The following is a 25,476-nucleotide window of genomic DNA, read 5'->3' as shown; positions in this document are numbered from 1 at the left end:
CACACCCGCATCGCTCGGCCTGCCACCCCCGGTATCGTACCTAACGCGCCGGGTAGGGGTCGGTTACTCTGTCCGTTTACTAAAAAACCATCTCGTCAATTGGGAGATGGTAATGCTCAAATATCTTCTCGCTTCGGCTGTTTCGGTCGCAGGTGCACTGACCTTTCCGGCGTCCATTCAGGCGGAACCGATCAACTTTCGCGCCACACTGCTCGTTTCGTGCATAATCGTGGTTACCGACGGCGCCTTGGCGCCCAATGGCGACTACACGTTGCTGTCATCGGAAAACACGGGCGGGCTGCCGGCGACTGCTACCGTTACCGCGCTAGGCGGCGCACCGCGCCTGACCTTCACGGCGCCGACCATAACGTCTTCGGCAGATGTTACCGGCGTGACGCCCCAAATCCGGTACGTATCGCCCGGCGGGGCCAATCAACCATACACCAGCAGCCAGACGACATATAACCAGTCGGGCCTGCTCGGGACCTACACCGTCAACGCGCAAGCGTCGAAACCGACCGGTTTCAATGTCGGTACATATACGATCGGCACGGTGCTGACATGTTCGGGCTGAGAGTGATCGCACCGCTGCTGCTGGTCACGTCGACAGCCGCCATGGCCGTGGGCCTTGGGCCGTTGGAAAAGAGCGGCGTGACCGCTACCGAGGCCAAGGGGTTCTATCTCACTCTGACGAACCCGTACAAGCAGCCCTTTCGCTTCCGGACATTTGTCGATGAAGAAACCCCGGCCCTGGAAGGCCGGGTCAGGATATTTCCAGAAGTCGCGCTGATGGCACCCGAATCCAATCGCAAGGTACTCGTAGTCGTGCGCGACCTAGTGCCTGGCGAACAGGTCGATGTGCGCGTCTGCGCCGAAAGGATCGAAACCAAGGAGGTCGTGGTCCATGCGAGAGTTTGTTCGAAACTCAGCGCTCGCCGTGTTGGCACTGTTCGCTAGCACCGAGGCATATGCTCAGGCGCAAGGCGTCTATCTGCCCGCGCCCCCTCAGGGATCTGGAGGCGAAGATTCGATCGAAACTGCTGGCGGGACACGATGTCGTCAGTCGATCAATTCGTCCGGTGGCTATGTCGATGTCGGGGTCAGCGGTAGCGCGGCGACGCCAGAAACGGTCGACCCGTTCCTGCAGTACCGCCCCTTTTCCAACGAGCGCGATGCACGCGCCCTGGTCTATGCCCGCGTAACGATTCCGCTGGGTCAGCGCCCGGAACGTATCGATTGCACCCGCTTGTACGAAATGGAGTTGCAGCGACTGCGCGAAGAAATCGCCCTGCTCAAGATGGCTGCCGAATAGGCGGTGGCAGTCACGTCAGGAGCGGGAACCTCACTTCGGACCGAGCGCGAAATCCACCCAGATCGTAACCTTCTGCTCCATTTCCCCGACTTCTACCGCCGGTGACGACTTCGGCGGCGGTGGTGGTGGCGGAGCGCCAGCCGGCCGAATTCGCGAACCGGTCACGACGATGGATTCGTAAGTTGCAGAACGTTGCCGCTCGCTAATCCTCAGGACCTTCACAACGCGCATTCCGAAGGCAGTTGCATAAGCATCGGCCTCGGCTTTGGCCTTTGAAACCGCATCGGCCCGCGCTTTGGCGACGGCTGCGCTGTCGTCTTCAATCGAGAAGTATGGACCGTTTACATCGTTCGCGCCCGCCTCGAACAGGACTGTCAGCAATTCGGACGCCTTTGTCACATCGCGCACCCGTACCGTCACGGCATTGCGCGCCTGATAGCCAGTGATGCGTGGTGGCTCTGCGCCTTGCCGATCGTAGTTGGATTGCGGATCGAGGCTTACGCTCTGCGTCTGAATGTCGCGGGGGGCCACGCCAGCCTTTTTCAAAGCCGCAACGACTTGTGCCATGGCCCGGGCGTTGCTGTCCGCAGCCTCGCGCGACGTCGTGGCAAAGGTTACGACGCCTCCTGTCAGTGTCGCCTGATCGGGCGCGACATAACTCTGACCAGTGGACTGCACTTCGAGCAGCGTCTGGTTCGGTGCAAGAACCTCGGTCGGCGACGTCTGCGCCGCTGCTGTGCTCGCCCCTAGCAAAGCCAAGGATATGAAAAGTGCTCTACGCATCGACTAGGGCCTCCCTGGGCATCAATGTGTTTTTCTAACGTGCGGTAGGTTGCAGTGCCCCGCGTCCTACCCCTTCCCTTTGGTCATGGTCTTGCCATCCCGGGCACTTTTCGCCACGAAATCGATGATCATGCCGGCAATATCCTTGCCGGTCGCATTCTCGATGCCTTCCAGCCCCGGCGAACTGTTCACTTCCATGATCACCGGGCCATGATTGGATCGCAGCATATCCACGCCGCAAACGTTCAGTCCCATGCGTTTGGCTGCACGCACGGCAGTGCTGCGTTCTTCGGGGGTGATCTTGATCAGCTGCGCACTGCCGCCGCGATGCAGGTTCGAACGGAAATCGTCAGGGGCACCGGTTCGTTTCATTGCGGCGACGACCTTGCCACCAACGACCAGCGCGCGAATATCCGTGCCGCCCGCTTCCTTGATGAATTCCTGAACGAGGATGTTCACATTGGCTCCGCGAAACGCTTCGATAACCGACTTTGCGCTGCTCATGGTTTCGGCAAGCACCACGCCGATGCCCTGCGTCCCTTCCAGCAGCTTGATCACGACGGGCGGTCCTTTGACCGCCTTGATGATTTCTTCCGCCTGCTTGGGATCGTTCGCATAGGCAGTCAGCGGCAGACCCAGGCCGTGCTTGGCGAGTATCTGCATGCTGCGGAGCTTGTCGCGGCTGCGGCCGATGGCGACGCTTTCGTTCAAGGGCCAGCATCCACGCATTTCGAACTGCCGCAATATGGCTAGGCCATAATTGGTGATCGATGCGCCGATGCGCGGAATGACCGCATCATAACCGACACAGGGCTCGCCGTTGTAATACACCTCGGGCCGGTGGCTTGCGATATGGACAGTGCAGCGCGTCGTATTCAGAATGTCGAAATGGTGCCCACGCTCTTCCGCTGCCTCTTTAAGTCGCTGGTGCGAATAGAGGTTCGGGTTGCGCGCCAGCATGGCGATTTTCATGGTTTGTGGCCTTTCTTGACCTTCATTTCCGGCGTCTGCAGCCAGGAATAGCCGCTGTCCACGACAAACCGACGACGCAGAGACGAACGCCCGATCAGCATGGGAAACCGCATATCGCTACGGTCGGCCAGACTGATCTCGGCGCGGAATTCCACATCCCCGATCTTGAGCGGTGTCTTGATCACGTAGCGGCTCTGGGTCTCACCATTCGAACTGGTGATTCCGCGAATGTCGACATGCACGGCTTCACATACCTGGCGCACATGCTGCCGCGAGAAATCGACCGCGAAACGCACGTATTTCTCGCCATCACGCTCGAACTCCTCAAGCACGGTGCCATGGAGAGAGGACGTACGCGCTCCCGTATCGATCTTCGCTGGAACACTGTGCAGCCCCAGCTCAGGCAAATGAATCAGTTCCCGCCAACCGACGATCGGCAGTTCCTTGCGCTTCATGCTCATTCGATGATCGCCAGCCCATCGCCCCCGCCTGTTCCCGGTAGGCGGCGAAGCACGCGTCCGCTGGCAAAATCGACTTCGGCTATGGTGTTGGCCATGGTCTCAGCCACATAGATGCGCTCGCCGTTCGGTGAGAACAGGATCGTCACCTGGGTCTTCGCCTCCGCCTGATCGGGCCCCGACACCTTTATATTGCGCACGACCTTTCCGGTGGCTATGTCGATAACGCTCAATCCGCCATCGGACAGGTTGGACGTCACCGCGTAATCACCCTGCGGTCGCACGGTGATCCGCAAGGGGAAATTGCCGGTTTCGATTCGCTGCCGCACTTCCAGCGTTCGCGGATCGAGTTTGAATGCGGCGTTTGACCCGCGAGCCGAGACCCACAGCGTATCGCCGTCGTCGGACAGCCAGATCCCTTCCGGTTCCTCGCCCACCTCGACCGATTGCGGTGCACGGCGAGTCTTCAGATCGATGAGGCTGACCGTCCGGGAGCCCAGATTTGTGGTCCACGCGTGCAATCCATCGGGCGCGACGGCGAGCATGTGCGTGCCCTCCTGACCCGAACCGAATTCGAATGTTTCCGCTTCGCCCAGTGGATCGCGGATCCAGAATACCGATTTGCGGCCTTCTGCCGTTGCATAAAGATCGCCATTGGCGTGCCACACGATCCCGTGGGGGCGCGCATTTTCGCCCAGATCGATACTCGCCACGCGCGAGAGGTCAGTGGTGCTGAAGATATCCACCGTCTGCCCGCCGTAACAGGCCAGTGCGACATGCTTCTCGTCGGGCGAGGTTGCCAGCTCGTGCGGATTGGCGCAGCTGTCGACGGTCTTCACCGCCTCGCCGCTTGCCAGATCGACTTTGGACAGCGTGTTGCCGAACTTGCCGGCAACGAACAGCGCGCCTTCGGCATCGGGAGCTGGCGACGATAGGGCATCGCCGCCTCCCGCCACGGGCGCACAGGCGACCGCGAGCGGGAGGGTCAGCAATAGGGCAAAGCGGCTTACCACCCTTCGGTCTTGCCTGCGTTCTGTTCGTCCAGCCACGCCTTGAGCGGGGCGAAGTATTCGACCATCGCTTCGCCGCTCATCTGACGCTCGCCGGTGAAGGCTTCGAGCGCATCGGGCCACGGCTTGCTGGCACCCATTTCGAGCATGGCGTTGAGGTTCTTGCCCACTTCCTCGTTGCCGTAGAACGAGCAGCGATGCAGCGGCCCATCCCATCCGGCCTGATCGCAGGCAGCCTTGAAGAACTGGAACTGCAGGATCCGCGCGAGGAAATAGCGGGTGTAAGGCACATTGCCCGGCACGTGATATTTCGCGCCCGCATCGAATTTCGTCTCGTCGCGTGCGACCGGCGGGACGATACCCTGGTATTCGAGCCGCAGGTCGTTCCAGCCTTTGTTGAGTTCGCCGGCGGGGATCGATCCGTCGAACAGGCCCCAGCGATACCGGTCGACCATCAGGCCGAACGGCAGGAAGGCAACCTTGTCCATCGCCTGCCGCAGCAGCAGGCCGATGTCCTTGTCCGTGCCCGGCACCTGGTTCGGCTGGAGCATATCGATCTGCACCAGATATTCGGGCGTGATCGACAGCGCGACCATGTCGCCGATGGCTTCGTGGAAGCCGTCGTTGGCGCCGTTGAGGTACAGATAATCCTGCTTGTTATAGGCGCGCTGGTAATAGTTGTGGCCGAGCTCGTGATGGATGGTCACGAAATCGTCGGCGTTCTTCTTGATGCACATCTTGATGCGCAGATCGTCCACATTGTCGACGTCCCAGGCGCTGGCATGGCACACCACTTCGCGGTCGCGGGGCTTTACGAACTGGCTGCGTTCCCAGAACGTGCCCGGCAGCGGCGCAAAGCCGAGCGACGAGAAGAACTGTTCGCCAGTGCGGACCATCTGGATTTCGTCCAGACCCTTCTGCTCGATCAGTTCGGTCAGATCGTAACCGATATCGCCCGCACCTGCCGGGGCGACCAGCGGGTAGATATTGCCCCATTCCTGCGCCCACATATTGCCGAGCAGATCGGCGCGGATCGGGCCCGTGGCGGGCTGCACCGCATCGCCGTATTTCTCGTTGAGCTTGCTGCGGACATAGGTGTGCAGCGCCATGTAAAGCGGCTTCACTTCCTGCCACATGCGCTCGGTTTCGGCGGCGAACTGGTCGGGGTCCATGTCGTAGTTGGAACGCCACATCGCGCCCAGATCCGCAAAGCCCAGTTCCTTGGCGCCTTCGTTGGCGATCGCCGTCATGCGCAGGTAATCGTCGCGCATCGGCGCGCCGACATTGTCGTGCCAACTGGTCCACATTTCGGCATATTCTTCGGGCGTACGCTCGAGGTTGCCCATTTCGGCTTCGATATCGCTGCCGCTGATTTCCTGCCCGTCCAGCGTGCCCTTGCCCTTGCCGTACTGGCTGTTGAGACTGGTGGCGATCTCGTTGAGTTCGGTCGCAGCACCGTCGCGGACAGGGGCCGGCATCACGATGCCGTTGCGCAGGATGTCGAGCTTGCGCGCCACGTCGGCGTCGAGGCCCTGTACCTGTGCGTATTTGGCCGCTTCATTGGCATAGCGGACCGACATTTCGGTGGCCTGCGCTCCGTATTTCGCGGCCAGCGCATCGGTGTCCGGCGTGATATAGGTGGAATTCACCCACGACACCCGCGCGTATTCGACGCCGAAATCGCCCATCTCGTTCTCGACCATGGCCACCCAGTCGGCGGCGCCCTGCGGCGTCATCGGGTAGGCGGCATCGGCAGTTGCAGCCGCGGGTGCAGCATTCTGGGCCGCAGCAGGAGCGGCCGAAGCGATGGCCAGGGCCGCGAGCGAGGTACAAAGCAATTTCATCGTGTCGATCCTCTTGGGGAGATACAAGTTACATCGGCTACCGGATTGCACCTGCCGCCACGCTTAATCAAGCGGTCTTGGCCAGCCATCCCGCGATCGCTTCGCCCAGCTCGGCCTTGGTCACGCTGCCCATGTGGGTGCCCGGTACTTCGACATATTCGGCGTTGGGAAGCAGCCCGGCAAGCTCTTCGGCCGAACCGTTGTCGCGGTCCTCGTCGCCGCACACCACCAGCGTGGGCATGGTGATATTGGCGAGCAGCGCCAGATCCAGATCGGGCATGGTGTCGAGCAGCAGCCGCGCGGCCACCCGGTCGACCCCTTGAGACTTCAGGAACTGCATGGAAAAATAGTCCGGATCGCCGCGCGGGATTTCATCGAACTTCTCGATCACCCGGCGAAACTTTGCCGCGCGCCGGTGCCATTCGCCAAGCCCCGCCGTTCCCATTCCGCCCACCACCAGATGCGCGGGCTGCAAGACGCCATGTGCGGTTGCATGCAGTGATGTGCGGGCGCCCAGCGAAAATCCGCCGAGGTCGTAATCCTCCAACGCCAGATGATCGACCAGCGCCGCTACATCGCGCACCAGAACATTGGTGGGATATTTGTCCGGATCCTGCGGTGCGTCGCTGTCACCGTGAACCCGGAAATCGAGCATGATGACCTCGTACCCTTTTTCCGCGATGGCTTCGTGGTGGTCCCACTTGATCCAGTTCATCTGCGCGCTGGAAAACAGGCCATGCAGCAGGACGAAGGGCCTGCCCTCTCCATGACGATGCATGGCAAGCCGCGTGCCGTCGAAACTTTCGAAATATTCGGTATTCATTCGGGCACTGCTCCGGTTGCGTCGATCCATCGTTGGCTAAGCGCCGCATGTTCGCTCAGGGGCATCCGCTTGAGCCCGGACGTGTCGATCCAGGCTTCGTGAATCTTCTCCGATGCGAAATGCCAGTGCGGTTCGATCCCATAGGGTTCGTCCAGACTGCCAACGGTAATGTCCATATTCTCGCCCTCGTTGAAGACAAAACCCAGGGGCGTGCCGCACTTGCTGCAAAACGGCCTGCGGGCAATGGGCGAACTTTCATACCAGTCGGGCCCGCTCTCCCAGCTCATGTCGGATTTGGGCAGACCGATGAAGGCGATCGATACGCCGCCCGTGGCCCGCTGGCACATGCGGCAATGGCACAGATAGGCCTGCGTCACATCGACTTGCGCAGTGTACCGCACGGCGCCGCACTGGCAGCCGCCCGTCATTGCCTTCTTGTCGCTCATCGCCTCGTCAGCCCTCTTTGTTCCATTCGCCATTGCGCCATTTCTATACGATCCTGGCCGAAGAACGGTTCGCCTTCGAAGACCAGTGTCGGCACACCCCAATGGCCGGACTTTTCAAGCGCATCCTGATTGGCGGCTATTTCCGCGTCGAGCGCTTCGGGCTGATCGTTCACTTCGGCCTCGATTTCCCCCGCATCCAGCCCGGCACGTTCCAGAGCGCGGGCAAGGTGGTCTCCCTCGTGCCAGTCCGGCTGTCCGCCCCAGATCAATTGTCCTGCCTCGTGGGCAAAGGCGATGCCCCTGCCTTTCCGCGCTGCCGCTTGGCCCATGCGGGTCACACGGCGGATGTAGGGCTGCTCTGCGGCAATTTCGCGCGTTGCGGGGTTCTGCACGATCGGATCGGGCCGCGGCGCTCCGAAAGGAATGTCATGGAACTGCGCCACCCGCATCATGTCGCGGATCGTATAGCTCAGCCAGTTGGAGTGGTTCTTCTCGAAGAAGTCAGGCTGCCTGATGGCAAGGGGATAGACCGGCCTTAAAGCTAAAGTGAGATTGAAATTCTCGCTCATCGCGCGATAGCGGCCCACAGACAGATAGCTGTAAGGGGACCGGAAGCTGAAATAGAGATCGGCGGTCAGCGTCATCCTGCAACCCTAACCCTCGATTGCCTTGCTTGCCATACCGTTTGCTTTAATTGCAACTTGCAATAATAAGCTATGTTATTATATCGCCGCGCATGGAAAACAACATCGGCTATCTTCTGTCCGACAGCGGCCGCCTGCTTCGCAAGACGTTCGACGAACGGGTTCGCGATCTCGGGCTTACCGCCGTGCAGGCGCGCCTCATGCTCAGCCTCGTCAAATTCCCGGACAATAATCAGGCTTTCTATGCGGAACGGATCGAAGTCGAACCGATCACACTGACCCGCATCGTCGACCGGATGGAAGAAGCCGGGTGGGTGGAACGCGTCGCCGATCCGAACGACAGGCGCGCTCGCCTGCTGCACCTTACCGACAAGAGCCGTGAAATCGTCGAACCCCTGCGCGCCATCGTGAACGCTCTGGTCGAAGATATGGCCGAAGGGCTCACTTCGCGGGAGCAGGATCTGCTCGCGGAACTGCTTGGCAAAATATCGGCCAATCTGTCGGCCGAACGTGAATACAGGAATGTCGTAAATGTCTGAGGCCGATCCCCAGATCCCGGTCGAACCCGTGGACGAAACCGAAACCGTGGTCGAAACCGAAGCTCCCGCACCCAAGCGGAACAAGCGTCGCCTGCTGTTGATGCTCAGCGTGCCGCTGCTGCTGCTCATCGCCGGCGGCGTCTACTGGCTCTCTCTGCAGGGCAAGGTGACGACCGACAACGCCTACATCCAGCAGGACAAGGTCGCAGTCAGCGCACAGGTCGGCGGCGAAATCGTCGAGATATTCGTTGGCGAAGGCGATACCGTGAATGCAGGCGATCTGCTGTTCCGCATCGATCCCGAACCGTACAAGCTGCAGATCGCACAGGCCAATGCCGCCATCGCCGGGGCGCAGGCCAATGTCACTGCCCTGTCGAATTCGTCCGACCTGTCAGGTGCCGACATTTCCGCAGCGCGCGAAGACATCGCCTTCGCACAGTCCGATTTCGAACGGAATGATGCTCTCTACAAACGTGGCTTCGTGACCAAGGCGGATCACGATGCGGCGCAGCACCGTGTCAATCAGGCCAGGGAAGCTCTGCGTCAGGCTCTCGCCCGTCAGGAAGCCGCCCGCGCCAAGCTCGCTACGGGTAGCGCGGTTCCAGGGGAAAACCCGCAGGTTGCCGCCGCCCAGGCCGAAAAGGCCGTTGCCGAACTATCTCTCAGCCGGACCGAAGTGCGCGCGCCGTCTGCCGGGCGCATCGCTCAGGCCGATCGCCTGCAACTCGGCCAGCAGGTCGTTCAGGGGCTGCCCGTCCTCACGCTTGTCGGGGATGGCACCAGCTATATCGAAGCCAACTTCAAGGAAACCGACCTGGCAGACATGCAGGTCGGCCAGCCGGCAGAAGTGCATTTCGATGCCTATCCCGGCCTCAAGCTCAGAGGCCATGTGGAATCGATCGGTGCCGGTACGGGTAACGAATTCTCGGTGATCCCAGCGCAGAATGCCACTGGCAACTGGGTGAAGGTGACGCAGCGCGTGCCCGTGCGCATCGCCATCGACGAAAAGAGCGCTCGCCCGCTCATCGCCGGACTCTCTACCGAAGTCACCGTCTTCACCGACGGCAAGAAGCACTGATTCATGGCTAGTCGCGCCGCCCCTGCGGGATCCGCCGCCGCGACGGCGCCGGAACCGGCGCACGATGTCGCGCAGCTTCCGGTAGCCAATCCGGGGATACTGATCGTCGGCATCATGGCGGCATCGCTGCTGCAGGTGCTCGACACGACCATTGCCAACGTCGCCATTCCGCACATGCGCACCGCGCTGGGTGCGACGACGGAAACGATCACCTGGGTCCTCACCAGCTACATCATCGCCAGCGCGGTGGCTTTGCCGATAACCGGCTGGCTGGCCGATCGTGTGGGCGGGCGTCGGCTGTTCATTCTCTCCGTTGCAGGCTTTATCATGTCATCCATGCTGTGCGGCATGGCGCAGAATCTGGAAGAGATGGTTCTGTTCCGCGCCTTGCAGGGCGTGACCGGCGCCTTCATCGCCCCGCTCAGCCAAGCCTTCATGCTCGACACCAACAAGCCGAGCAAACACGCGCAGATGATGGCGCTGTGGGGCATGGGGATCATGATCGGCCCCATCCTGGGGCCCGTTCTAGGCGGCTGGCTGACGGAACAGGCCAACTGGCGCTGGGTGTTCTACGTCAACCTGCCTGTCGGCATCCTCAGCCTCGCCATCCTGATATCCCAGCTGCCCACCCGCGAAACGGTGAAGCGCAAGTTCGATCTCACCGGCTTCATCCTTCTCGGTGTGGCGCTGGCAAGCTTCCAGATGCTGCTGGATCGCGGGCAGACGCTCGACTGGTACGACAGCTACGAAATCTGGCTCTGGACCTTCCTGTTCATCTCCGCCGCCTGGATGGCGGTCATCCATCTGGGCACCGCAAAGGACGGCCTGTTCGACCGTGCGCTGTTTCTCGACCGCAACTTCGCGATCGCCATGGGCTTCATGCTGGCCATCGGCGTGGTCATGTTCGCCACCATGGCGCTACTCCCGCCGATGCTGCAGCAATTGATGGGCTATGATGTAATCGACACGGGGCTTGTCCTCATGCCGCGCGGTATCGGGGTGCTCATCTCGATGCAGTTCGCCGGCATGGCCATGCGCCGCGGCATCGATTCCCGGCCTGTCGTGGCGACCGGCTTCCTCATCTGCGCGCTGTCTCTTTACGAAATGGCGCAATGGTCCCTGGGCGTCGATCAGTTCCATATCGTCGCCTCCGGCCTGGTTCAGGGCCTCGGCATGGGGCTGGTCTTCATTCCGCTCAACGTCAGCGCGTTTGGTACCCTCCCCCCGCGTCTGAGGACGGACGGGTCGAGCCTACTGAACCTGTTCCGCTCGCTCGGCGCCTCGGCAGGCATTTCGCTGACCACGGTCATGCTGGCGCGCAACATCCAGATCGCCCATTCCGACATCGCCTCGAACGTCACCGGTGCCTCCGTGTCGAGCATGATCGATGTCAGTACGGTCGACCGGTATCAGAACCTCGGCCAAGTCGCGCTCAGCATGCTCGATCTGGAAGCGAACCGGCAGGCGGCAATGGTCGCCTATATCGACGATTTCTGGATGATGATGTGGATCACGCTGGCTGCGGTTCCCTTGGCCTTCATCATGCGCAAGCCGAAACCGGCGAAGGGACCCATGCCCCCGCCGGGCGAATGATCAGCGGAAGAAACAGGTCACGCCGGCCGCCAGGCCGGTGATGGTCCCATCGGGGTCGGCAAAGCCTGTGATCGTGCCGTAATCGGCGCTGGTGTACTGGAATTCGCCGTCGAGCGTCGTGTCGAGTTCCTGCACCTGACGTTCCAGCTTGAGGCTCTCCAGGCTCGTGACACCGGGTGCCACGCCATCCGACGTAACCACCCCTTGCCCCTTGCCCAGGAACCAGCCCGCCAGCTTGTCGTCCTGATAGCCGACCTGGAGCGGCCCGAACTGGCTGAATTCCATCTGTCCGGCGCCGCATTCGTCGTTTCGGGTGGTGTTCGGCGCACTGCCGAACGCCGATTCAAGCGTATGATCGACATCCGTTCGCAGTGTTCCGAAGCGCATCGGGTCGCCTTTCGCACCCACTCCGTTGGCATCGACCACGATCTTCGCATCGGCCAGTGACGCCTCAAGAGGCGCGGAATCCGCGGCTTTCTCCCCGTCCGCGCCCTCTTGCTGACCGCAGGCTGCAAGCGCCAGCGGCAGGGCGAACAGTGCGCCCTTCCGGATCATCCCTTCTTCAGACATTCGCGCCCCAGCAGCTCCGCGATCTGCACGGCATTGAGCGCCGCGCCCTTGCGCAGATTGTCCGATACGCACCACAGGGTGATGCCGTTATCGACGGTCGGATCGTCACGCACACGGCTGACGTAAGTTGCGCTATCTCCAGCACTTTCTACCGGGGTGACGTATCCCTCGTCCTCTCGCTTGTCGATCAGCATGATGCCCGGCGCCTCGCGCAGGATTTCCTGCGCCTGTTCGGCGGAGAGCTCGTTTTCGAACTCGATATTCACCGCTTCGGAATGGCCGACGAAGACCGGCACGCGCACGCATGTCGCGTTCAGCTTGATCTTCGGATCGAGGATTTTCTTGGTCTCGACCATCATCTTCCATTCTTCCTTGGTCGAACCATCGTCCATGAAGACATCGATATGCGGAATGACGTTGAAGGCGATCTGCTTTGTGAATTTCACCGGCTCGATCTGATCGCCGACGAAGATGGCGCGGCTCTGCTGGAACAGTTCATCCATCCCTGCCTTGCCCGCGCCGGAGACCGACTGGTACGTCGAAACGATCACCCGCTTGATCGTCGCCGCATCGTGCAAAGGCTTCAGCGCCACGACCAGCTGCGCGGTCGAGCAGTTCGGGTTGGCGATGATGTTGCGCTTCTTGTAGTCGTGGATCGCTTCGGGATTGACCTCGGGCACGATCAGCGGAACGTCCGGATCCATCCGGTACAGCGAGCTGTTGTCGATCACGATGCAGCCGGCGGCGGCGGCCTTGGGCGCATAGTCTTTCGCCGGGCCGCTACCGGCTGCGAAGAGGGCGATGTCCCAGCCAGACCAGTCGAAATGCTCGATGTTCTGGCATTTGAGCATCTTGCCGGTATCGCCGAATTCGACCTCCGACCCGTGCGAACGGCTCGAGGCGACGGCAGCGATCTCGTCAATCGGAAACTCGCGCTCGGCGAGCACCATCATCATTTCACGCCCGACATTTCCGGTCGCGCCGACTACGGCAACACGATAACCCAATTCAACGTCTCCACTATGAGTGCGCCGTCGAGATAGCGATTACCTCCATGCCCGCAAGCGCACATTCGATTGCGGGGCCTAAAGATCAGACGAGGTCGGTGCGATCCGAGCGCATGTGGTCAGGTCATTCCGGCGGCGTCACGCCATTCTGCTCGAGAAACCGGAAAACCGTATTGTACCGATGGGGCGAGATTTTCTCGCCCGAAACGCGGTGCGTGTAACCGGGATAGAGCATCATCTCGAAGGGCACATTCGCTTCCTGCATGGCAGAAATCACTTCGGTCGCATTTTCGAAAACGACATTGTCGTCCGCCATGCCGTGAATGATCAGCAGGGGATCGGTGACCTTGGTCGCATCCGGGATGGCACTGGAAAGCTCGTAGGCTTGCGCATCCGCCTGGGGCGTTCCCATGAACCGCTCGGTGTAATGGGTGTCGTACAGTTCCCAGCGGGTCACGGGCGCGCCGCTGATGCCTGCAGCGTAGAGACCTGGATCGGCCTGCAACTGCTTTAGGGTCATATATCCGCCGTAGGACCAGCCATCGATGGCGATCTTGTCCGGGTCCACGAAATCCAGTGTCTTGAGGTACTCCGCCCCCGCCTTCTGGTCCCGCACCTCGACGCCGCCCATCGCACGATAGATCGGCTGTTCGAAAGCGACGCCGCGATTGGCGCTGCCGCGATTGTCGAGCGCGAACCAGATATAGCCCTTGTCGACGATCGCCTGCCGCAGCGCGCCATCCCAACCCTTGTTCACGACCTGCGGCCCCGGCCCGCCATAATGGTAGAAATAGACCGGATACCGTTTGCCCGGCTCCAGTTCCGGTGTGACCATTTCCCAGTAAAGCGGAGTACCATCATCGGCCTCGATGGTGCCGTATTCCACCGGCCTATGGCTGGCGAGATATGGCGCATAGGGATGATCGGAATCGAGCGCATTTTCCTCGACCCAGGCAAGGCGGTTGCCCTGCTCATCGGCAATATAGGTCTGCGGCGGGGAATTGTCGCTGGAACGGGTGATCAGCAACGTCTGCCCCTTCGCATCCATCTTAGCCGTATGCATGAAGCCGGGCTCCGTCAGACGCCGGGCCGTCGCTGGGCCTTCCGCATCGAGCTCGAGAGCATAGACATGCTGTTCAAGCGGGTCGTCTTCGCTGGTCGCAAGGTAGAACAAGCGCCCATCCTGTTCGTTCACGCCCACCAGCTTGGTGACAACGAAATTACCCTTGGTCAGTCGCTGATAGCCGCGCCATCCTTCGTCACCGAGATATCGATACAAATGTCCGAAGCCATCGCGTTCGGACCACCAGATCAGATCCCCGCTATCGAGAATGCGGTAATTGTCGGACAGGTTGATCCAGTATCCTTTGCCTGAATGGGCCTGCGATGCTTCTTCCTGCAGCACGATCTCGCTCGCTCCAGTGGAAGGGTCCACCTTCAGCACATCCATCCATGTCTGCTGTCTGTTCTGGCGCTGCACGTACAGCGCCCGGCCATCGGGCGCCCAGTCCACCCGTGCCAGATAGAAATCGTCGGGATCTTTGGCATTGTAATAGTCGGGTGACTGGTTGGTGCGCAAGTCGACCTCGACCCGGTCGCCCCCATCGGGGTTCATGACAAAGAGTTCGACCTTGGCATTCTGGCTGCCTGCGACCGGGTACCGCTGATCGAACACCTTTGTCCCGGTCGCCCCGATGGCGGCGCGCGTAACGATGCCGACCATGCTTTCGTCGAACCGTTCCACGGCGACCCGTCGGTCATCCGGGCTCCACCAATATCCGGTGTGGCGGCTCATTTCTTCCTGAGCGACGAACTCAGCCTCACCCCAGCGGATCGCTTCGCCCTCTTTCGGGGTGATCGGCTGCGCATCGGCGCCTACCTCGCCAACCCAGAGCTGGCGATCCCGCACGAAGGAGACGTAACGCCCCTTACTACTGAGCGCCGGATTGAGTTCACTTTCCTCGGTATCCGTCAGCCGCACCACATCGCCGCCCAGGCGCGCAAGATAGAGGTCACCGTCGAGCGGGACCAGCACGCCCGTACCATCTTCGGTCCATTGATAATCGATAATGCCCTTCAGATTGCCGACGCGCGCGCGCTCGCGCTGCATCTTCTCGTCTTCGGACAGCTCCCGTCCGCTGCCCAGCGCCTTGCTGTCGACCAGCATCGCCCACTGTCCCGCTTCGCGATCGAAAGCCCACAGATCGTAGCGCTCGCGGTCATCTTCGCGGTTGCGCAGCACGCTCAGGTAGCGCCCGTCCGGCGAAAGCTTGACCGCCCGCGGCGTCGGCCCATCGAGGCCTGGCGAGGCGAAGACACGTTCGAAAGTCAGCTCCATGGGCGCGGTCTCCGTCGATTGGGCAGCAAGGGGCGCAGACAGACATGTGCTCAAAGACAGTGCGGCTGCGAGGGTCAGATGACGCAATTTCTTTTCCTCCATCAATGCGATGCTTGATGGACAAGCCCGCGCGCAAGCGCAAGCGGCCCGCAAACCCATACCCTATTGTTCCGGATCTCCGGTAAGTCTGCTTGCTGAACGCACGAAAAAGGGCGGCTTACCTATCGGGAAGCCGCCCTTCGATCTCTCGCGTGGAGAAACTCGTGTCTGCTTACGCCTTCGGGGCGTTGTCGCGACGCTCGGCGATACGAGCGCGCTTACCGGTACGGCCACGCAGATAGTACAGCTTGGCGCGACGCACGATACCGCGACGAACGACGGTGATGCTGTCGACGATCGGCGAATAGAGCGGGAACACACGTTCCACGCCTTCACCGAAGCTCATCTTGCGGACAGTGAAATTGCTGTTGATCGAGCGGTTCGAACGGGCGATCACGACGCCTTCGAACATCTGGACGCGTTCGCGCGTGCCTTCGATAACCTTCACGCCAACGCGAACGGTGTCACCGGCACGGAATGCCGGAATGTCTTTTCCCAGGTTCTCGACGGCTTCGGCCTCGAGCTGCTGAATGAGGTTCATCGAACCATATCCTTAGTCTTTTCGCCGCGCGCCAGAGGCAGATCGGTCCCGAGCGTCACTATAACGCTCCCAAAGGTCCGGCCTGCGTAACCGTGTATCGTCTTCGCTCCTTGCCTTGCGCCAAGCAGCGATCTTCGCATGATCCCCCGATCGCAGCACTTCAGGGATCGTGCGCCCTTCCCATTCCTGAGGTCGGGTATACTGCGGGTATTCGATGAGGCCGTTTTCGTAGCTCTCTTCGACTCCGCTATCGGGCGCGCCCATTACGCCGGGGAGCAAGCGAATGCAAGCGTCGAGTATGGCGAGCGCGGCCGGTTCTCCGCCCGAGAGGACGATATCGGCCAGGCTGACCTCTTCGACCTGCGGGAAAGCTTCGAAAATCCGCTCGTCGAAGCCTTCGAACCTGCCGCACAGTACAGCGACGCCGGGGCCCTCCGCGATCTCGCGGATGCGCGCCTGACTGATCGGCTTGCCGCGCGGCGTCATGGCGAGGACCGGCCTGCCCTCGCCCACGCTGGCAAGAGCAGCGCCGATAACATCGGGCTTCAATACCATCCCTGCCCCGCCCCCGGCTGGCGTATCATCGACCGTCCTGTGCCTGTCTTTCGCAAAGTCGCGGATCTGCACCGTTTCGCAGGACCAGTCTCCACGTTCCAGAGCCCGACCGGCGAGGCTGATACCCAGGGGGCCAGGAAACATCTCGGGATAGAGGGTGAGAATGGTGGCCGCAAATGTCATGCTGCGCCCGATAGCCCGCCGGGCACAGCTTTGCCATCCCGGCGTTTACTTGCGGATGACCGACCAAATCGACGATTGCATTATCGTGGGGGCCGGGCCTGCCGGGCTCACCGCCGCGATCTATCTGGCACGCTTTCACCTTGCCATCCGCATGTTCGATTGCGGCACCAGTCGCGCGAGTTGGATACCGACCAGCCACAACCATGCGGGTTTTCCAGACGGTATCCATGGCGAAGACCTGCTCGACCGAATGCGCGAACAGGCGGCAAAGCATGGGGCTTTGCGTGAACCCAAACGCGTTACCGATCTGGCGAAAGACACCGACTGCTTCATCGTTTCCTGCGATGATGAAGAGTACAGAGCCCGCACGGTCCTGTTGGCCACAGGCGTTGTAAACAACCGGCCGCAGGGGATCGACGATCAACTTCATCGGGAAGCACTGGCAAGGGGGCTTCTGCGCTATTGCCCGGTCTGCGATGGCTACGAGGTTACCGACAAGCGCGTCGGTGTGATCGGCACTAGCGATCATGGCACGGCGGAGGCACAGTTTTTACGTGGCTACACTACCGATCTTACGCTGATCTCGCCGCATGGCGATCACGACCTCTCGGATGCCTGTTCCAGCGCGCTGGAGGATGCCGGCATCGTGCGGGTGGCAGGGCCTTGCGGCGCCTTTGAAATCAGGGGTGACAAGCTGGCAGTCGAAACCGCCCAAGGATGGCTGGAATTCGATTCCGTCTATCCGGCACTCGGTTCGGTCGTTCGCTCGGGTCTCGCCCGATCCTGCGGGGCAGATGTCAGCGAAGGGGACTGCATTCTCGTCGGCGATCACATGGAAACCAGCGTGCCCGGCCTGTTCGCAGCCGGCGATGTCGTGCTCGGTCTCGACCAGATCAGCCACGCCATGGGTCAGGCCGGCGTTGCGGCGACCACGATCCGCAATCATTTGGCCGATCAGAAGCCGATCAGGCGTTAATCCACGAAATCGGCGTTGAGCGTAAGACGGGCATCGTCCCAACCGGGGACAGCCTGCTTGGTCAGCGGCACCATGAACTTTGCGCCATCGGCCTTCTCGATCTCGATGATGTCCGTTGCGCCGTAATTCTCGACCGCACACACGCGGCCGACGGGCTCGCCTGCTTCCGTGACCACCGCGAGATCGATCAAATCCGAAAAATAGAATTCGTCTTCCTCAAGGTCCGGCAAGACCTCCCGAGAAACAGACAGGGCAGTGCCACGCAGCTGCTCGGCCGAAGTCCGATCCATGACCTCGGCAAAGCGCGCAATGGCACCGCCCTTGTTGTCGCTGCGAATTTTTACGAGGGTCAGCGCGCCCTCGTTGAAGCGCTTATGCGGTTTGAGCGCGTCCACGCCCTCGCCGAACAGCTTCAGACGGACTTCGCCCGCCACACCATGCGCGCCGGTTACGGCTGCGAGCGTGACGGGCTTGTCCGACATGGATGCGATTACTCGCCCTTGTTTTCAGCGGCTTCGTCAGCCGGTGCTTCTTCCGCTGCAGCTTCCTCGGCGGGAGCTTCTTCAGCAGCAGCTTCTTCAGCCGGAGCTTCGGCAGCGGTCTTGGCTTCTTCCTCGGCAGCCTTCTTGGCTTCTTCGGCTTCAGCGATCTTGGCGGCCTTTTCTTCGGCGCGTTCCTTGGCGGCTTCGCCCGGTTCACCCTTCTTGGGGTTGTTGCGCGCTGCACGCTCCAGGATACCGGCGGCATCGAGGAAGCGATGGACGCGGTCCGAAGGCTGCGCACCGACCGACAGCCAGTGACGGGCACGGTCTTCGTTGAGCTTCACGCGCTCGCCCGAATCCTTCGGCAGCATCGGGTTGTAGGTGCCGATCTGCTCGAGATACTTGCCGTCACGTGCCGAACGCGAGTCCGAAACCACGATACGATAGTAGGGGCGCTTCTTGGCACCACCACGCGAAAGACGGATTGCAACTGCCATTTGATATTACCTTTCGAATGTAAACGTCTGAAATTATTTCTTTTTGAGAAGGTCCTGCAGGTCCGGCGGAAGCGTGCTCGGATCCACACCGGGACCCTTTGCACCACCCATGCCGGGCATGCCGCCCGGACCGCCGAGCCCGGGCATCGCTGCCCCCATGCCCCCGCCGCCGAACAGCGCGCCGAGGCCCTTGAGACCGCCCATCTTCTTGATCTGCTTCATTGCGCGTGACATCTCCTGGTGCATCTTCAGCACCTTGTTGACGTCCTGCACCTGCGTTCCGGAACCTGCCGCCACACGCTTCTTGCGTTTGGCATTCAGCAATTCGGGGCGCTTTCTTTCCTTCGGCGTCATCGATCCGATGATCGCATCCATGTGCAGCAATACCCGGTCGTCCATATTGGACGCCGCCATTGCCGCCTTGGCCTTCTTCATGCCCGGCAACATGCCGGCCAGCATGCCGAGGCCGCCCATGTTCTGCATCTGACGAAGCTGCATGCGCAGGTCCTCCAGGTCGAACTTGCCCTGCGCCATCTTCTTTGCGAGCGCTTCGGCCTCGTCCTGCTTGATGGTTTCGGCAGCCCGCTCGACCAGCGATACGACATCGCCCATACCGAGGATGCGGCTCGCCACGCGCTTGGGGTCGAATGCCTCGATCGCGTCGAGTTTCTCGCCCGTACCTGCAAACTTGATCGGCTTGCCGGTTACGTAACGCATCGACAGCGCCGCACCGCCGCGCGCATCGCCGTCCATCCGGGTCAGCACCACGCCGGTCAGCGGCACTTCGCCGGTGAAGCTCTGAGCAACGTTGACGGCGTCCTGACCGGTAAGGCTGTCGACGACCAGCAGGACTTCGGTCGGCGTGGAGACGCTGGCGATGGCCTTCATCTCGGCCATCAGCGCTTCGTCGACATGCAGACGGCCCGCAGTATCGAGCAGCAGCACATCGGCCGACTGCAGCTTGGCACTTTCCATTGCGCGGCGAGCGATGTCGACCGGCTGCTGACCTTCGATGATCGGCAGCGTGGCCACGTCAACCTGCTCGCCCAGCACCTTGAGCTGTTCCTGCGCGGCAGGACGGTTCACGTCGAGCGACGCCATCAGCGCCTTCTTGCCGTGCTTGGCCTTGATCAGCTTGCCGAGCTTGGCCGTCGTCGTCGTCTTACCCGAGCCCTGCAGGCCCACCATCATGATGACGACCGGGGGCTTGGCAGCGAAATTCAGTTCGCGGTCCTTGGGGTCGGCATCTTCGCCCCCACCAAGCATGGCAGTGAGTTCGTCGTCGACGATCTTGACGACCTGTTGACCGGGCGTAACCGACTTCAGGACTTCCGAACCGATCGCCTTTTCGGTCACCGCATCGATGAAGCGCCGAACAACCGGCAATGCGACATCGGCTTCGAGCAGGGCGATGCGAATCTCGCGCATCGCTTCGCGCACGTCGTTTTCCGACAGCGCTCCGCGCCCTTTCAGGCGATCGAAGACATTACCTAGGCGGTCGGACAGATTGTCGAACATGCCTGTTACTCCTCATCGAACCGTTGCCGGACCGAATAAACGCGAAAAACGCCGGCGGACGAGAACTCGTCGGCCAGCGTGGGGAATTCCCCGATGAAACCCAAACTATTGCCCGGGTGTGGTGGAAGCAAGCCGGCGCCGTTGCCACGGCAAGCTACCATCAAACTCGAACACGGATCTGCCGACTGGCGGAAAATCCGGAAATGGTGGAGCCTAGCGGGATCGAACCGCTGACCTCTACAATGCCATTGTAGCGCTCTCCCAGCTGAGCTAAGGCCCCGAGCCATTTCATACGGCGCACCCTGGGAGGCGCGCCAGCCTTGCGGAGGCAGCCCTTTATGAGGCCGCCCCGCGCAACGCAAGAGAAAAATCAGCTCTCGTCGACGTCGTCGTCGTCACCCTTCGACTTCGTCTCGACGCCGAGATCGTCGTCGCCGCCGAGATCGACTTCGTTATCGGGAGAATCGTCGTCCTCGTCGATATCGATATCCAGATCGCCATCGTCATCGCCGCCCAGATCGCTATCTGCTTCGGCGTCCTTCTTCTTCTTGGCTTCTTCTTCGGCTAGAATCGGCTGCTTGGACTTGAGCACCGGTTCCGGCGTCCATTCTTCACCGCATTCGATGCAGGTGACGGGATCTTCCTTGTTCAGATCGTAGAAGCGGGTGCCACAGTTCGGGCATGTCCGCTTGGTGCCCCATTCAGGTTTGACCATGTGTAATCCTTGGCTTTGCCGCCCCCGGCATTGCGCCGCAGGGCCATGAATTCGTAATTGTATTGATGGGTACCTGCCGGGCAGGAATCAACAGCGCGCGCGCCTTGCCAGAACGCATGTGCGCTGTCAAAGCGCCGCCTTCATATGGATACCCATTCGTGACCGCTCACCGCTTTCTGCCCTCAGCCCCCCTGACCGGACGCATCCGTGTGCCCGGCGACAAGTCGATCAGTCACCGCTCCTTGATGTTCGGAGCACTGGCCATCGGGCGCAGCCGCATTTCCGGACTGCTCGAGGGCGAAGACGTTCTTGCCACCGCCGCGGCCCTGCGCGCAATGGGCGCAACGATCAACCGTGATGGTGACGATTGGGTCGTCGACGGGGTTGGCGTCGGGGGACTGCTGCAGCCGGAACAGGCGCTGGACATGGGCAATTCCGGCACATCGACCAGACTTCTGATGGGCTTGGTGGCAAGCCATGGCATCACCGCAGCTTTCACAGGCGACGCTAGTCTTTCGAAACGGCCCATGGGCAGGGTCATCGACCCGCTCTCGACCATGGGGGCCAGTTTTACGGCTTCGCCCGGCGGCACACTCCCCCTGATGATGGAAGGGATGGAGCCGGCCGTGCCCATCACCTACGAACTGCCGGTCGCCAGCGCTCAGGTAAAGAGCGCGGTTCTCCTCGCCGGTCTCAACACGCCGGGTACCACCACAGTGATCGAACCGGTCCCGACGCGCGATCACACCGAACGCATGCTGCGCGGGTTCGGTGCGGAACTGACCGTCGAAGAGGTGGACGGCAAACGAGTGGTCCGCATCCACGGCCCCGCCGACCTTCACCCTTGCGACATCACCGTCCCCGGCGACCCGTCTTCGGCTGCCTTCTTCGCCGTTGCCGCCACCCTGGTACCAGGCAGCGATCTGGTCATCGAGAATGTCGGTCTCAACCCGACCCGAAGCGGCATATTTACCGTCCTCGAACAGATGGGCGCAGATATAGAGAAGCTGGACGAACGCGACGTCGGCGGCGAACCGGTCGCCGATCTTCGCACGCGCCACACTGCTCTCAAGGGGATCGACGTCGATCCCGCCCTCGCGCCCAGCATGATCGATGAATTCCCTATCCTGTTCGTCGCAGCCGCCATGGCCAGCGGTAGGACCGTCACGAGCGGGCTCGACGAATTGCGTGTCAAGGAAAGTGACCGCCTTTCGGCCATGGCCACCGCGCTCTCGGCATCCGGCGTGAACGTGGAAGAACGCGACGATGGCCTCATGATAGAAGGCAGCGGCGGCTTGCCTCTTCGCGGGACCGCCAATGCGAAGGTTGAAACGCATCTCGATCACCGCATCGCCATGAGCATGGCAATAGCCGGACTCGTCAGCAGTGACGGTGTCGAAATCGACGATGTGGAACCAATCGCCACCAGCTTCCCTAATTTCACCGCGCTGCTGGACGCTGCGTCCTCATGATCGATATCGACATCTATACTGCGGTGGGCTTTGTGGGCATGGCCTGCATTATCGGCGCCTATGGCTATCTCACGTGGAAGGAAGACCCAAATCCCTATATTCTTCACGGTACCAATCTTGCGGGCGCGGCCCTTTTGACCGTTTCGCTGCTAATCCATACCAACTGGCCCAGCCTTGTTCTCGAAGGATTCTGGGCCGCAATTGCGATCTGGGGTCTTGCCAAGGCGCTCCGCTCCCGCAGGACGCAGACATGATTATCGCCGTCGACGGGCCGACCGCTTCCGGCAAGGGCACGATTGCCAAGGCACTCGCCGCGCATTTCGGCCTGCCCCATCTCGATACCGGCCTTCTTTACCGTGCGGTCGGCAGACAGGTGTTCCTCGATGGGGGCGATCCCGACGACGGCGGGGACGCCCTGGCGGGCTGCGCCTTTCCCGATACGCTCCTGAACGACCCGCAACTACGCGACGAAGAAACCGGCGGCCTGGCAAGCCGCGTCTCGGTCCATCCGCCGGTGCGCCAGGCCCTGTTCGACCGCCAGCGCAAATTCGCCGAACAGGCTGGCGGCGCTGTCCTCGACGGGCGCGATATCGGCACGGTCATCGCACCGGAAGCGGAAGCGAAATTATTCGTAACCGCCAGCGTGGAAGCCCGCGCGCAGCGCCGCTTCCTCGAAATGCGGGAACGGGGCGCCGGCGTTACGTTGCTGGAAATTCAGGACGATCTCCGCCGGCGTGACGAACGCGATCGCAGCCGGGCAGTCGCTCCGCTGGTTCCGGCCGAGGATGCGATGGTGATCGACACCAGCGCCCTCGACAGGGACGAAGCAATTTCGGCAGCGATAGAGGCGGTGAAACAGGCGACGGGCGCAAACTAGGGCTTTCCTACACACCCATTACGGTGGCACGCCTGCCTCGTACCTCCGCCTTCTGTCGAACCTTTCCAGCCCAGCCCACCGCCACTTCGCCACCCGCACGATATTATTGCCCCTTGGACGGTGTAACAGGCGGTCCATGTCTCGGTCGCGGCGTTGCAATTCGCTTGCTTTTACGACGGGTTTCGCCTAGGCGCGCGCCCGTTCATGCAATCTGTCGATTGAAGGACCCGTGCGAAGGCATTCGGCCCCGCGCGGTATTCGGCCTCTTGCCCCGTTGGCCTGCGTAATGGTGCGCAGAGACGGGTAAAGACCCCGGGAAAACCGGTGGCCGGTAGCAAAACGAACGTTAGGACTACTCACATATGGCAACTGCAGCCAATCCCACTCGCGATGATTTCGCGAAAATGCTCGACGAGCAGCTCGGCGGCGCCGGCGACGAAGGCTTTGAAGGCCGCGTCGTTAAGGGCACCGTCACCGCCATCGAAAACGGTATGGCACACATCGATGTCGGCCTGAAAAGCGAAGGCCGCGTCGATCTCAAGGAATTCCAGCGCTCCGAAACCGAAACCGCGCCCGGCGTCGGTGACGAAGTCGAAGTGTTCGTCGATCGCGTTGAAAACGCCGAAGGCGAAGCAATGCTCAGCCGCGACCGCGCCCGCCGCGAAGCCGCCTGGGACAAGCTCGAAAGCGAATTCGGCGAAGGCAAGCGCGTCGAAGGCCGCATCTTCGGCCGCGTCAAGGGTGGCTTCACCGTCGACCTCGACGGCGCCGTGGCCTTCCTGCCCGGCTCGCAGGTCGACATCCGCCCCGTGCGCGACGTCACCCCGCTCATGGACATGGCGCAGCCCTTCCAGATCCTCAAGATGGACCGCCGCCGCGGTAACATCGTCGTTTCGCGCCGTGCGGTTCTCGAAGAAACCCGCGCCGAACAGCGCAGCGAACTGATCGACAAGCTGGCCGAAGGCGAAGTGATCGACGGCGTCGTGAAGAACATCACCGATTACGGTGCCTTCGTCGACCTCGGCGGTATCGACGGCCTGCTGCACGTCACCGACATGAGCTACAAGCGGGTCAACCACCCGAGCGAAATGATCGAAATCGGCCAGACCGTGACCGTCCAGATCATCCGCATCAACGAAGATACGCAGCGCATCAGCCTCGGCATGAAGCAGCTCGAAAGCGATCCGTGGGATGGCGTTGCCGCCAAGTACCCGATCGGCATGAAGATGACGGGCACCGTCACCAACATCACCGAATACGGCGCGTTCGTCGAAATCGAACCGGGCATCGAAGGCCTGGTCCACGTTTCGGAAATGAGCTGGACCAAGAAGAACGTCCACCCGGGCAAGATCGTCTCGACCTCGCAGGAAGTCGAAGTCATGGTCCTGGAAGTCGACAGCGAAAAGCGTCGCATCAGCCTCGGCCTCAAGCAGGCCCAGCGCAACCCGTGGGAAGAGTTCGCCGAGAAGCATCCGGTTGGCTCGAAGGTCGAAGGCGAAGTCAAGAACGCCACCGAATTCGGCCTGTTCATCGGCCTCGATGGCGATGTCGACGGCATGGTTCATATGTCGGACATCGCATGGGGCATCTCGGGTGAAGACGCCCTCGCCCTGCACCGCAAGGGCGAGCAGGTCGAAGCCGTCGTTCTCGATGTCGACACCGACAAGGAACGCATCAGCCTCGGCATGAAGCAGCTCGAAAAGGGTGCGCCGACCGAAGCAGGTGCCTCGGGCAGCCTGCGCAAGGGCGAAACCGTCACTGTCACCGTTCTCGAAGTCCGCGATGGCGGCCTCGAAGTTCAGGTTGGCGAAGACGGCGCGACCGGCTTCATCAAGCGTAGCGACCTCGGCCGCGACCGCGACGAACAGCGCCCCGACCGCTTCCAGGTTGGCGGCAAGGTCGACGCAATGGTCACCGGCTTCGATCGCTCGAAGAAGCCCAACTTCTCGATCAAGGCGCGTCAGATCGCCGAAGAGAAGGAAGCTGTTGCACAGTTCGGTTCGTCGGATTCGGGTGCCTCGCTCGGCGACATCCTCGGCGAAGCGCTGAAGAAGAAGGAAGACTAAGCTCTTCTCTCCTTTCTCAAGGTAATCAGAAAGGCCCGCCCGCTCACTCGAGCAGGCGGGCCTTTCCTATGGCGCCAA

The 25,476-nt window shown here is 61.4% G+C and carries 28 protein-coding genes and 1 tRNA gene; 11 read left to right on the top strand and 18 right to left on the bottom strand.

Features of this window, described 5'->3' with window-relative positions; translation table 11 throughout:
• Window positions 1–112: 112 nt before the first annotated feature.
• Genes K3177_RS10775 through K3177_RS10765 form a run of 3 tightly spaced genes read left to right on the top strand, consistent with a single transcriptional unit; the run spans window position 113 to window position 1,312 of the window.
• Window positions 113–574 (top strand): hypothetical protein, encoded by a 462-nt coding sequence (locus K3177_RS10775; protein WP_146029832.1) that lies wholly within the window; start codon window positions 113–115, stop codon window positions 572–574.
• Window positions 562–957, top strand: a complete 396-nt coding sequence (locus K3177_RS10770; RefSeq protein ID WP_221598263.1) for a hypothetical protein — start codon at window positions 562–564, stop codon at window positions 955–957. Before K3177_RS10775 ends, K3177_RS10770 begins: the two co-directional genes overlap by 13 nt.
• Window positions 941–1,312, top strand: coding sequence for a hypothetical protein (locus tag K3177_RS10765; RefSeq protein ID WP_103023644.1), 372 nt, complete (start codon window positions 941–943; stop codon window positions 1,310–1,312). Before K3177_RS10770 ends, K3177_RS10765 begins: the two co-directional genes overlap by 17 nt.
• 30 nt (window positions 1,313–1,342) lie before the next feature.
• On the opposite strand, the gene K3177_RS10760 is transcribed toward K3177_RS10765, so the two are convergent.
• The 8 genes from K3177_RS10760 to K3177_RS10730 all read right to left on the bottom strand — a co-directional run bounded on the left by K3177_RS10760 (window position 1,343) and on the right by K3177_RS10730 (window position 8,292).
• Window positions 1,343–2,095: an SIMPL domain-containing protein gene (locus K3177_RS10760; protein ID WP_221598262.1), complete on the bottom strand. Its 753-nt coding sequence runs from the start codon at window positions 2,093–2,095 to the stop codon at window positions 1,343–1,345.
• Between the two features lie 66 nt (window positions 2,096–2,161).
• The gene (gene rimK / locus K3177_RS10755; protein WP_103023642.1) at window positions 2,162–3,067 is read right to left on the bottom strand and encodes a 30S ribosomal protein S6--L-glutamate ligase; all 906 of its coding nucleotides are present in this window, start codon (window positions 3,065–3,067) and stop codon (window positions 2,162–2,164) included.
• Window positions 3,064–3,522, bottom strand: a complete 459-nt coding sequence (locus K3177_RS10750; protein WP_345725387.1) for an ATP-dependent zinc protease family protein — start codon at window positions 3,520–3,522, stop codon at window positions 3,064–3,066. Before K3177_RS10750 ends, rimK begins: the two co-directional genes overlap by 4 nt.
• A gap of 2 nt (window positions 3,523–3,524) precedes the next feature.
• Complete coding sequence (locus tag K3177_RS10745) at window positions 3,525–4,517, bottom strand: YncE family protein (protein ID WP_247714424.1); 993 nt, start codon at window positions 4,515–4,517, stop codon at window positions 3,525–3,527.
• Window positions 4,518–4,531: 14 nt separating this feature from the next.
• Window positions 4,532–6,379 carry a M2 family metallopeptidase gene (locus K3177_RS15365; RefSeq protein ID WP_247714423.1) on the bottom strand — a complete coding sequence of 616 codons (1,848 nt, stop codon included), beginning with the start codon at window positions 6,377–6,379 and terminating at the stop codon, window positions 4,532–4,534.
• A 67-nt stretch (window positions 6,380–6,446) separates the two neighbouring features.
• Window positions 6,447–7,202: an alpha/beta fold hydrolase gene (locus K3177_RS10740; RefSeq protein WP_221598260.1), complete on the bottom strand. Its 756-nt coding sequence runs from the start codon at window positions 7,200–7,202 to the stop codon at window positions 6,447–6,449.
• Window positions 7,199–7,648: a GFA family protein gene (locus K3177_RS10735; protein ID WP_221598259.1), complete on the bottom strand. Its 450-nt coding sequence runs from the start codon at window positions 7,646–7,648 to the stop codon at window positions 7,199–7,201. Before K3177_RS10735 ends, K3177_RS10740 begins: the two co-directional genes overlap by 4 nt.
• Window positions 7,645–8,292, bottom strand: coding sequence for a 2-hydroxychromene-2-carboxylate isomerase (locus K3177_RS10730; RefSeq protein WP_221598258.1), 648 nt, complete (start codon window positions 8,290–8,292; stop codon window positions 7,645–7,647). Before K3177_RS10730 ends, K3177_RS10735 begins: the two co-directional genes overlap by 4 nt.
• A gap of 92 nt (window positions 8,293–8,384) precedes the next feature.
• Between K3177_RS10730 and K3177_RS10725 the strand changes: the two genes are divergently transcribed.
• The 3 genes from K3177_RS10725 to K3177_RS10715 are packed head-to-tail and all read left to right on the top strand — an operon-like array spanning window position 8,385 to window position 11,502.
• Window positions 8,385–8,831 (top strand): MarR family winged helix-turn-helix transcriptional regulator, encoded by a 447-nt coding sequence (locus K3177_RS10725; RefSeq protein ID WP_103023636.1) that lies wholly within the window; start codon window positions 8,385–8,387, stop codon window positions 8,829–8,831.
• Entirely contained in the window at window positions 8,824–9,909 is a 1,086-nt protein-coding gene (locus K3177_RS10720) for an HlyD family secretion protein (RefSeq protein ID WP_103023635.1), read from the top strand. Before K3177_RS10725 ends, K3177_RS10720 begins: the two co-directional genes overlap by 8 nt.
• 3 nt (window positions 9,910–9,912) lie before the next feature.
• A complete protein-coding gene (locus K3177_RS10715) occupies window positions 9,913–11,502 on the top strand; it encodes a DHA2 family efflux MFS transporter permease subunit (protein ID WP_221598257.1) in 1,590 nt (529 codons plus the stop codon).
• On the opposite strand, the gene K3177_RS10710 is transcribed toward K3177_RS10715, so the two are convergent.
• The 5 genes from K3177_RS10710 to trmD form a co-directional block, all read right to left on the bottom strand.
• Window positions 11,503–12,057, bottom strand: coding sequence for a hypothetical protein (locus tag K3177_RS10710; RefSeq protein WP_221598256.1), 555 nt, complete (start codon window positions 12,055–12,057; stop codon window positions 11,503–11,505).
• Window positions 12,054–13,079, bottom strand: a complete 1,026-nt coding sequence (locus K3177_RS10705; RefSeq protein ID WP_103023632.1) for an aspartate-semialdehyde dehydrogenase — start codon at window positions 13,077–13,079, stop codon at window positions 12,054–12,056. The genes K3177_RS10710 and K3177_RS10705 overlap by 4 nt, the downstream gene beginning before the upstream one ends.
• 124 nt (window positions 13,080–13,203) lie before the next feature.
• A complete protein-coding gene (locus K3177_RS10700; protein WP_221598255.1) occupies window positions 13,204–15,519 on the bottom strand; it encodes a S9 family peptidase in 2,316 nt (771 codons plus the stop codon).
• A 169-nt stretch (window positions 15,520–15,688) separates the two neighbouring features.
• Window positions 15,689–16,057 (bottom strand): 50S ribosomal protein L19, encoded by a 369-nt coding sequence (gene rplS, locus K3177_RS10695; RefSeq protein WP_103023630.1) that lies wholly within the window; start codon window positions 16,055–16,057, stop codon window positions 15,689–15,691.
• 12 nt (window positions 16,058–16,069) lie between these two features.
• The gene (trmD, locus tag K3177_RS10690) at window positions 16,070–16,795 is read right to left on the bottom strand and encodes a tRNA (guanosine(37)-N1)-methyltransferase TrmD (RefSeq protein WP_221598254.1); all 726 of its coding nucleotides are present in this window, start codon (window positions 16,793–16,795) and stop codon (window positions 16,070–16,072) included.
• Between the two features lie 55 nt (window positions 16,796–16,850).
• Between trmD and K3177_RS10685 the strand changes: the two genes are divergently transcribed.
• Window positions 16,851–17,771 carry an NAD(P)/FAD-dependent oxidoreductase gene (locus K3177_RS10685; RefSeq protein WP_221598253.1) on the top strand — a complete coding sequence of 307 codons (921 nt, stop codon included), beginning with the start codon at window positions 16,851–16,853 and terminating at the stop codon, window positions 17,769–17,771.
• Here the strand turns inward: K3177_RS10685 and rimM are convergent.
• The 5 genes from rimM to K3177_RS10660 all read right to left on the bottom strand — a co-directional run bounded on the left by rimM (window position 17,768) and on the right by K3177_RS10660 (window position 20,983).
• Window positions 17,768–18,253 carry a ribosome maturation factor RimM gene (gene rimM, locus K3177_RS10680; RefSeq protein WP_221598252.1) on the bottom strand — a complete coding sequence of 162 codons (486 nt, stop codon included), beginning with the start codon at window positions 18,251–18,253 and terminating at the stop codon, window positions 17,768–17,770. The genes K3177_RS10685 and rimM overlap by 4 nt on opposite strands.
• An 8-nt stretch (window positions 18,254–18,261) precedes the next feature.
• Window positions 18,262–18,750: a 30S ribosomal protein S16 gene (gene rpsP, locus K3177_RS10675; RefSeq protein WP_103023627.1), complete on the bottom strand. Its 489-nt coding sequence runs from the start codon at window positions 18,748–18,750 to the stop codon at window positions 18,262–18,264.
• Window positions 18,751–18,783: 33 nt separating this feature from the next.
• Window positions 18,784–20,268: a signal recognition particle protein gene (gene ffh, locus K3177_RS10670; protein WP_221598251.1), complete on the bottom strand. Its 1,485-nt coding sequence runs from the start codon at window positions 20,266–20,268 to the stop codon at window positions 18,784–18,786.
• Window positions 20,269–20,472: 204 nt separating this feature from the next.
• Window positions 20,473–20,548 (bottom strand) — tRNA-Ala (locus K3177_RS10665).
• A gap of 90 nt (window positions 20,549–20,638) precedes the next feature.
• On the bottom strand, window positions 20,639–20,983 hold the full coding sequence (locus K3177_RS10660) for a TIGR02300 family protein (RefSeq protein WP_221598250.1): 345 nt from the start codon (window positions 20,981–20,983) through the stop codon (window positions 20,639–20,641).
• Window positions 20,984–21,099: 116 nt separating this feature from the next.
• Between K3177_RS10660 and aroA the strand changes: the two genes are divergently transcribed.
• The 4 genes from aroA to rpsA all read left to right on the top strand — a co-directional run bounded on the left by aroA (window position 21,100) and on the right by rpsA (window position 25,398).
• Window positions 21,100–22,455 carry a 3-phosphoshikimate 1-carboxyvinyltransferase gene (gene aroA, locus K3177_RS10655; protein ID WP_221598249.1) on the top strand — a complete coding sequence of 452 codons (1,356 nt, stop codon included), beginning with the start codon at window positions 21,100–21,102 and terminating at the stop codon, window positions 22,453–22,455.
• Window positions 22,452–22,709, top strand: coding sequence for a CBU_0592 family membrane protein (locus K3177_RS10650; protein ID WP_221598248.1), 258 nt, complete (start codon window positions 22,452–22,454; stop codon window positions 22,707–22,709). Before aroA ends, K3177_RS10650 begins: the two co-directional genes overlap by 4 nt.
• Window positions 22,706–23,332: a (d)CMP kinase gene (locus K3177_RS10645; RefSeq protein ID WP_221598247.1), complete on the top strand. Its 627-nt coding sequence runs from the start codon at window positions 22,706–22,708 to the stop codon at window positions 23,330–23,332. The genes K3177_RS10650 and K3177_RS10645 overlap by 4 nt, the downstream gene beginning before the upstream one ends.
• 362 nt (window positions 23,333–23,694) lie before the next feature.
• A complete protein-coding gene (gene rpsA / locus K3177_RS10640; protein ID WP_103023622.1) occupies window positions 23,695–25,398 on the top strand; it encodes a 30S ribosomal protein S1 in 1,704 nt (567 codons plus the stop codon).
• The last annotated feature ends 78 nt before the right edge of the window (window positions 25,399–25,476 follow it).

Source organism: Qipengyuania pacifica (assembly GCF_019711555.1).
GTDB classification, from domain to species: Bacteria; Pseudomonadota; Alphaproteobacteria; order Sphingomonadales; family Sphingomonadaceae; genus Qipengyuania; species Qipengyuania pacifica.
This window is presented reverse-complemented; position numbering and strand designations above follow the sequence as displayed.

Excerpts from the sequence above, each read along its gene's own strand:
- K3177_RS10775 (WP_146029832.1), top strand. The coding sequence starts at position 113 with ATGCTCAAATATCTTCTCGCTTCGGCTGTTTCGGTCGCAGGTGCACTG.
- K3177_RS10770 (WP_221598263.1), top strand. The coding sequence starts at position 562 with ATGTTCGGGCTGAGAGTGATCGCACCGCTGCTGCTGGTCACGTCGACA.
- K3177_RS10760 (WP_221598262.1), bottom strand. The coding sequence starts at position 2,095 with ATGCGTAGAGCACTTTTCATATCCTTGGCTTTGCTAGGGGCGAGCACA.
- rimK (WP_103023642.1), bottom strand. The coding sequence starts at position 3,067 with ATGAAAATCGCCATGCTGGCGCGCAACCCGAACCTCTATTCGCACCAG.
- K3177_RS10750 (WP_345725387.1), bottom strand. The coding sequence starts at position 3,522 with ATGAAGCGCAAGGAACTGCCGATCGTCGGTTGGCGGGAACTGATTCAT.
- K3177_RS15365 (WP_247714423.1), bottom strand. The coding sequence starts at position 6,379 with ATGAAATTGCTTTGTACCTCGCTCGCGGCCCTGGCCATCGCTTCGGCC.
- K3177_RS10740 (WP_221598260.1), bottom strand. The coding sequence starts at position 7,202 with ATGAATACCGAATATTTCGAAAGTTTCGACGGCACGCGGCTTGCCATG.
- K3177_RS10735 (WP_221598259.1), bottom strand. The coding sequence starts at position 7,648 with ATGAGCGACAAGAAGGCAATGACGGGCGGCTGCCAGTGCGGCGCCGTG.
- K3177_RS10730 (WP_221598258.1), bottom strand. The coding sequence starts at position 8,292 with ATGACGCTGACCGCCGATCTCTATTTCAGCTTCCGGTCCCCTTACAGC.
- K3177_RS10725 (WP_103023636.1), top strand. The coding sequence starts at position 8,385 with ATGGAAAACAACATCGGCTATCTTCTGTCCGACAGCGGCCGCCTGCTT.
- K3177_RS10720 (WP_103023635.1), top strand. The coding sequence starts at position 8,824 with ATGTCTGAGGCCGATCCCCAGATCCCGGTCGAACCCGTGGACGAAACC.
- K3177_RS10715 (WP_221598257.1), top strand. The coding sequence starts at position 9,913 with ATGGCTAGTCGCGCCGCCCCTGCGGGATCCGCCGCCGCGACGGCGCCG.
- K3177_RS10710 (WP_221598256.1), bottom strand. The coding sequence starts at position 12,057 with ATGATCCGGAAGGGCGCACTGTTCGCCCTGCCGCTGGCGCTTGCAGCC.
- K3177_RS10700 (WP_221598255.1), bottom strand. The coding sequence starts at position 15,519 with ATGGAGGAAAAGAAATTGCGTCATCTGACCCTCGCAGCCGCACTGTCT.
- rplS (WP_103023630.1), bottom strand. The coding sequence starts at position 16,057 with ATGAACCTCATTCAGCAGCTCGAGGCCGAAGCCGTCGAGAACCTGGGA.
- trmD (WP_221598254.1), bottom strand. The coding sequence starts at position 16,795 with ATGACATTTGCGGCCACCATTCTCACCCTCTATCCCGAGATGTTTCCT.
- K3177_RS10685 (WP_221598253.1), top strand. The coding sequence starts at position 16,851 with ATGACCGACCAAATCGACGATTGCATTATCGTGGGGGCCGGGCCTGCC.
- rimM (WP_221598252.1), bottom strand. The coding sequence starts at position 18,253 with ATGTCGGACAAGCCCGTCACGCTCGCAGCCGTAACCGGCGCGCATGGT.
- rpsP (WP_103023627.1), bottom strand. The coding sequence starts at position 18,750 with ATGGCAGTTGCAATCCGTCTTTCGCGTGGTGGTGCCAAGAAGCGCCCC.
- ffh (WP_221598251.1), bottom strand. The coding sequence starts at position 20,268 with ATGTTCGACAATCTGTCCGACCGCCTAGGTAATGTCTTCGATCGCCTG.
- K3177_RS10660 (WP_221598250.1), bottom strand. The coding sequence starts at position 20,983 with ATGGTCAAACCTGAATGGGGCACCAAGCGGACATGCCCGAACTGTGGC.
- aroA (WP_221598249.1), top strand. The coding sequence starts at position 21,100 with ATGTGCGCTGTCAAAGCGCCGCCTTCATATGGATACCCATTCGTGACC.
- K3177_RS10650 (WP_221598248.1), top strand. The coding sequence starts at position 22,452 with ATGATCGATATCGACATCTATACTGCGGTGGGCTTTGTGGGCATGGCC.
- K3177_RS10645 (WP_221598247.1), top strand. The coding sequence starts at position 22,706 with ATGATTATCGCCGTCGACGGGCCGACCGCTTCCGGCAAGGGCACGATT.
- rpsA (WP_103023622.1), top strand. The coding sequence starts at position 23,695 with ATGGCAACTGCAGCCAATCCCACTCGCGATGATTTCGCGAAAATGCTC.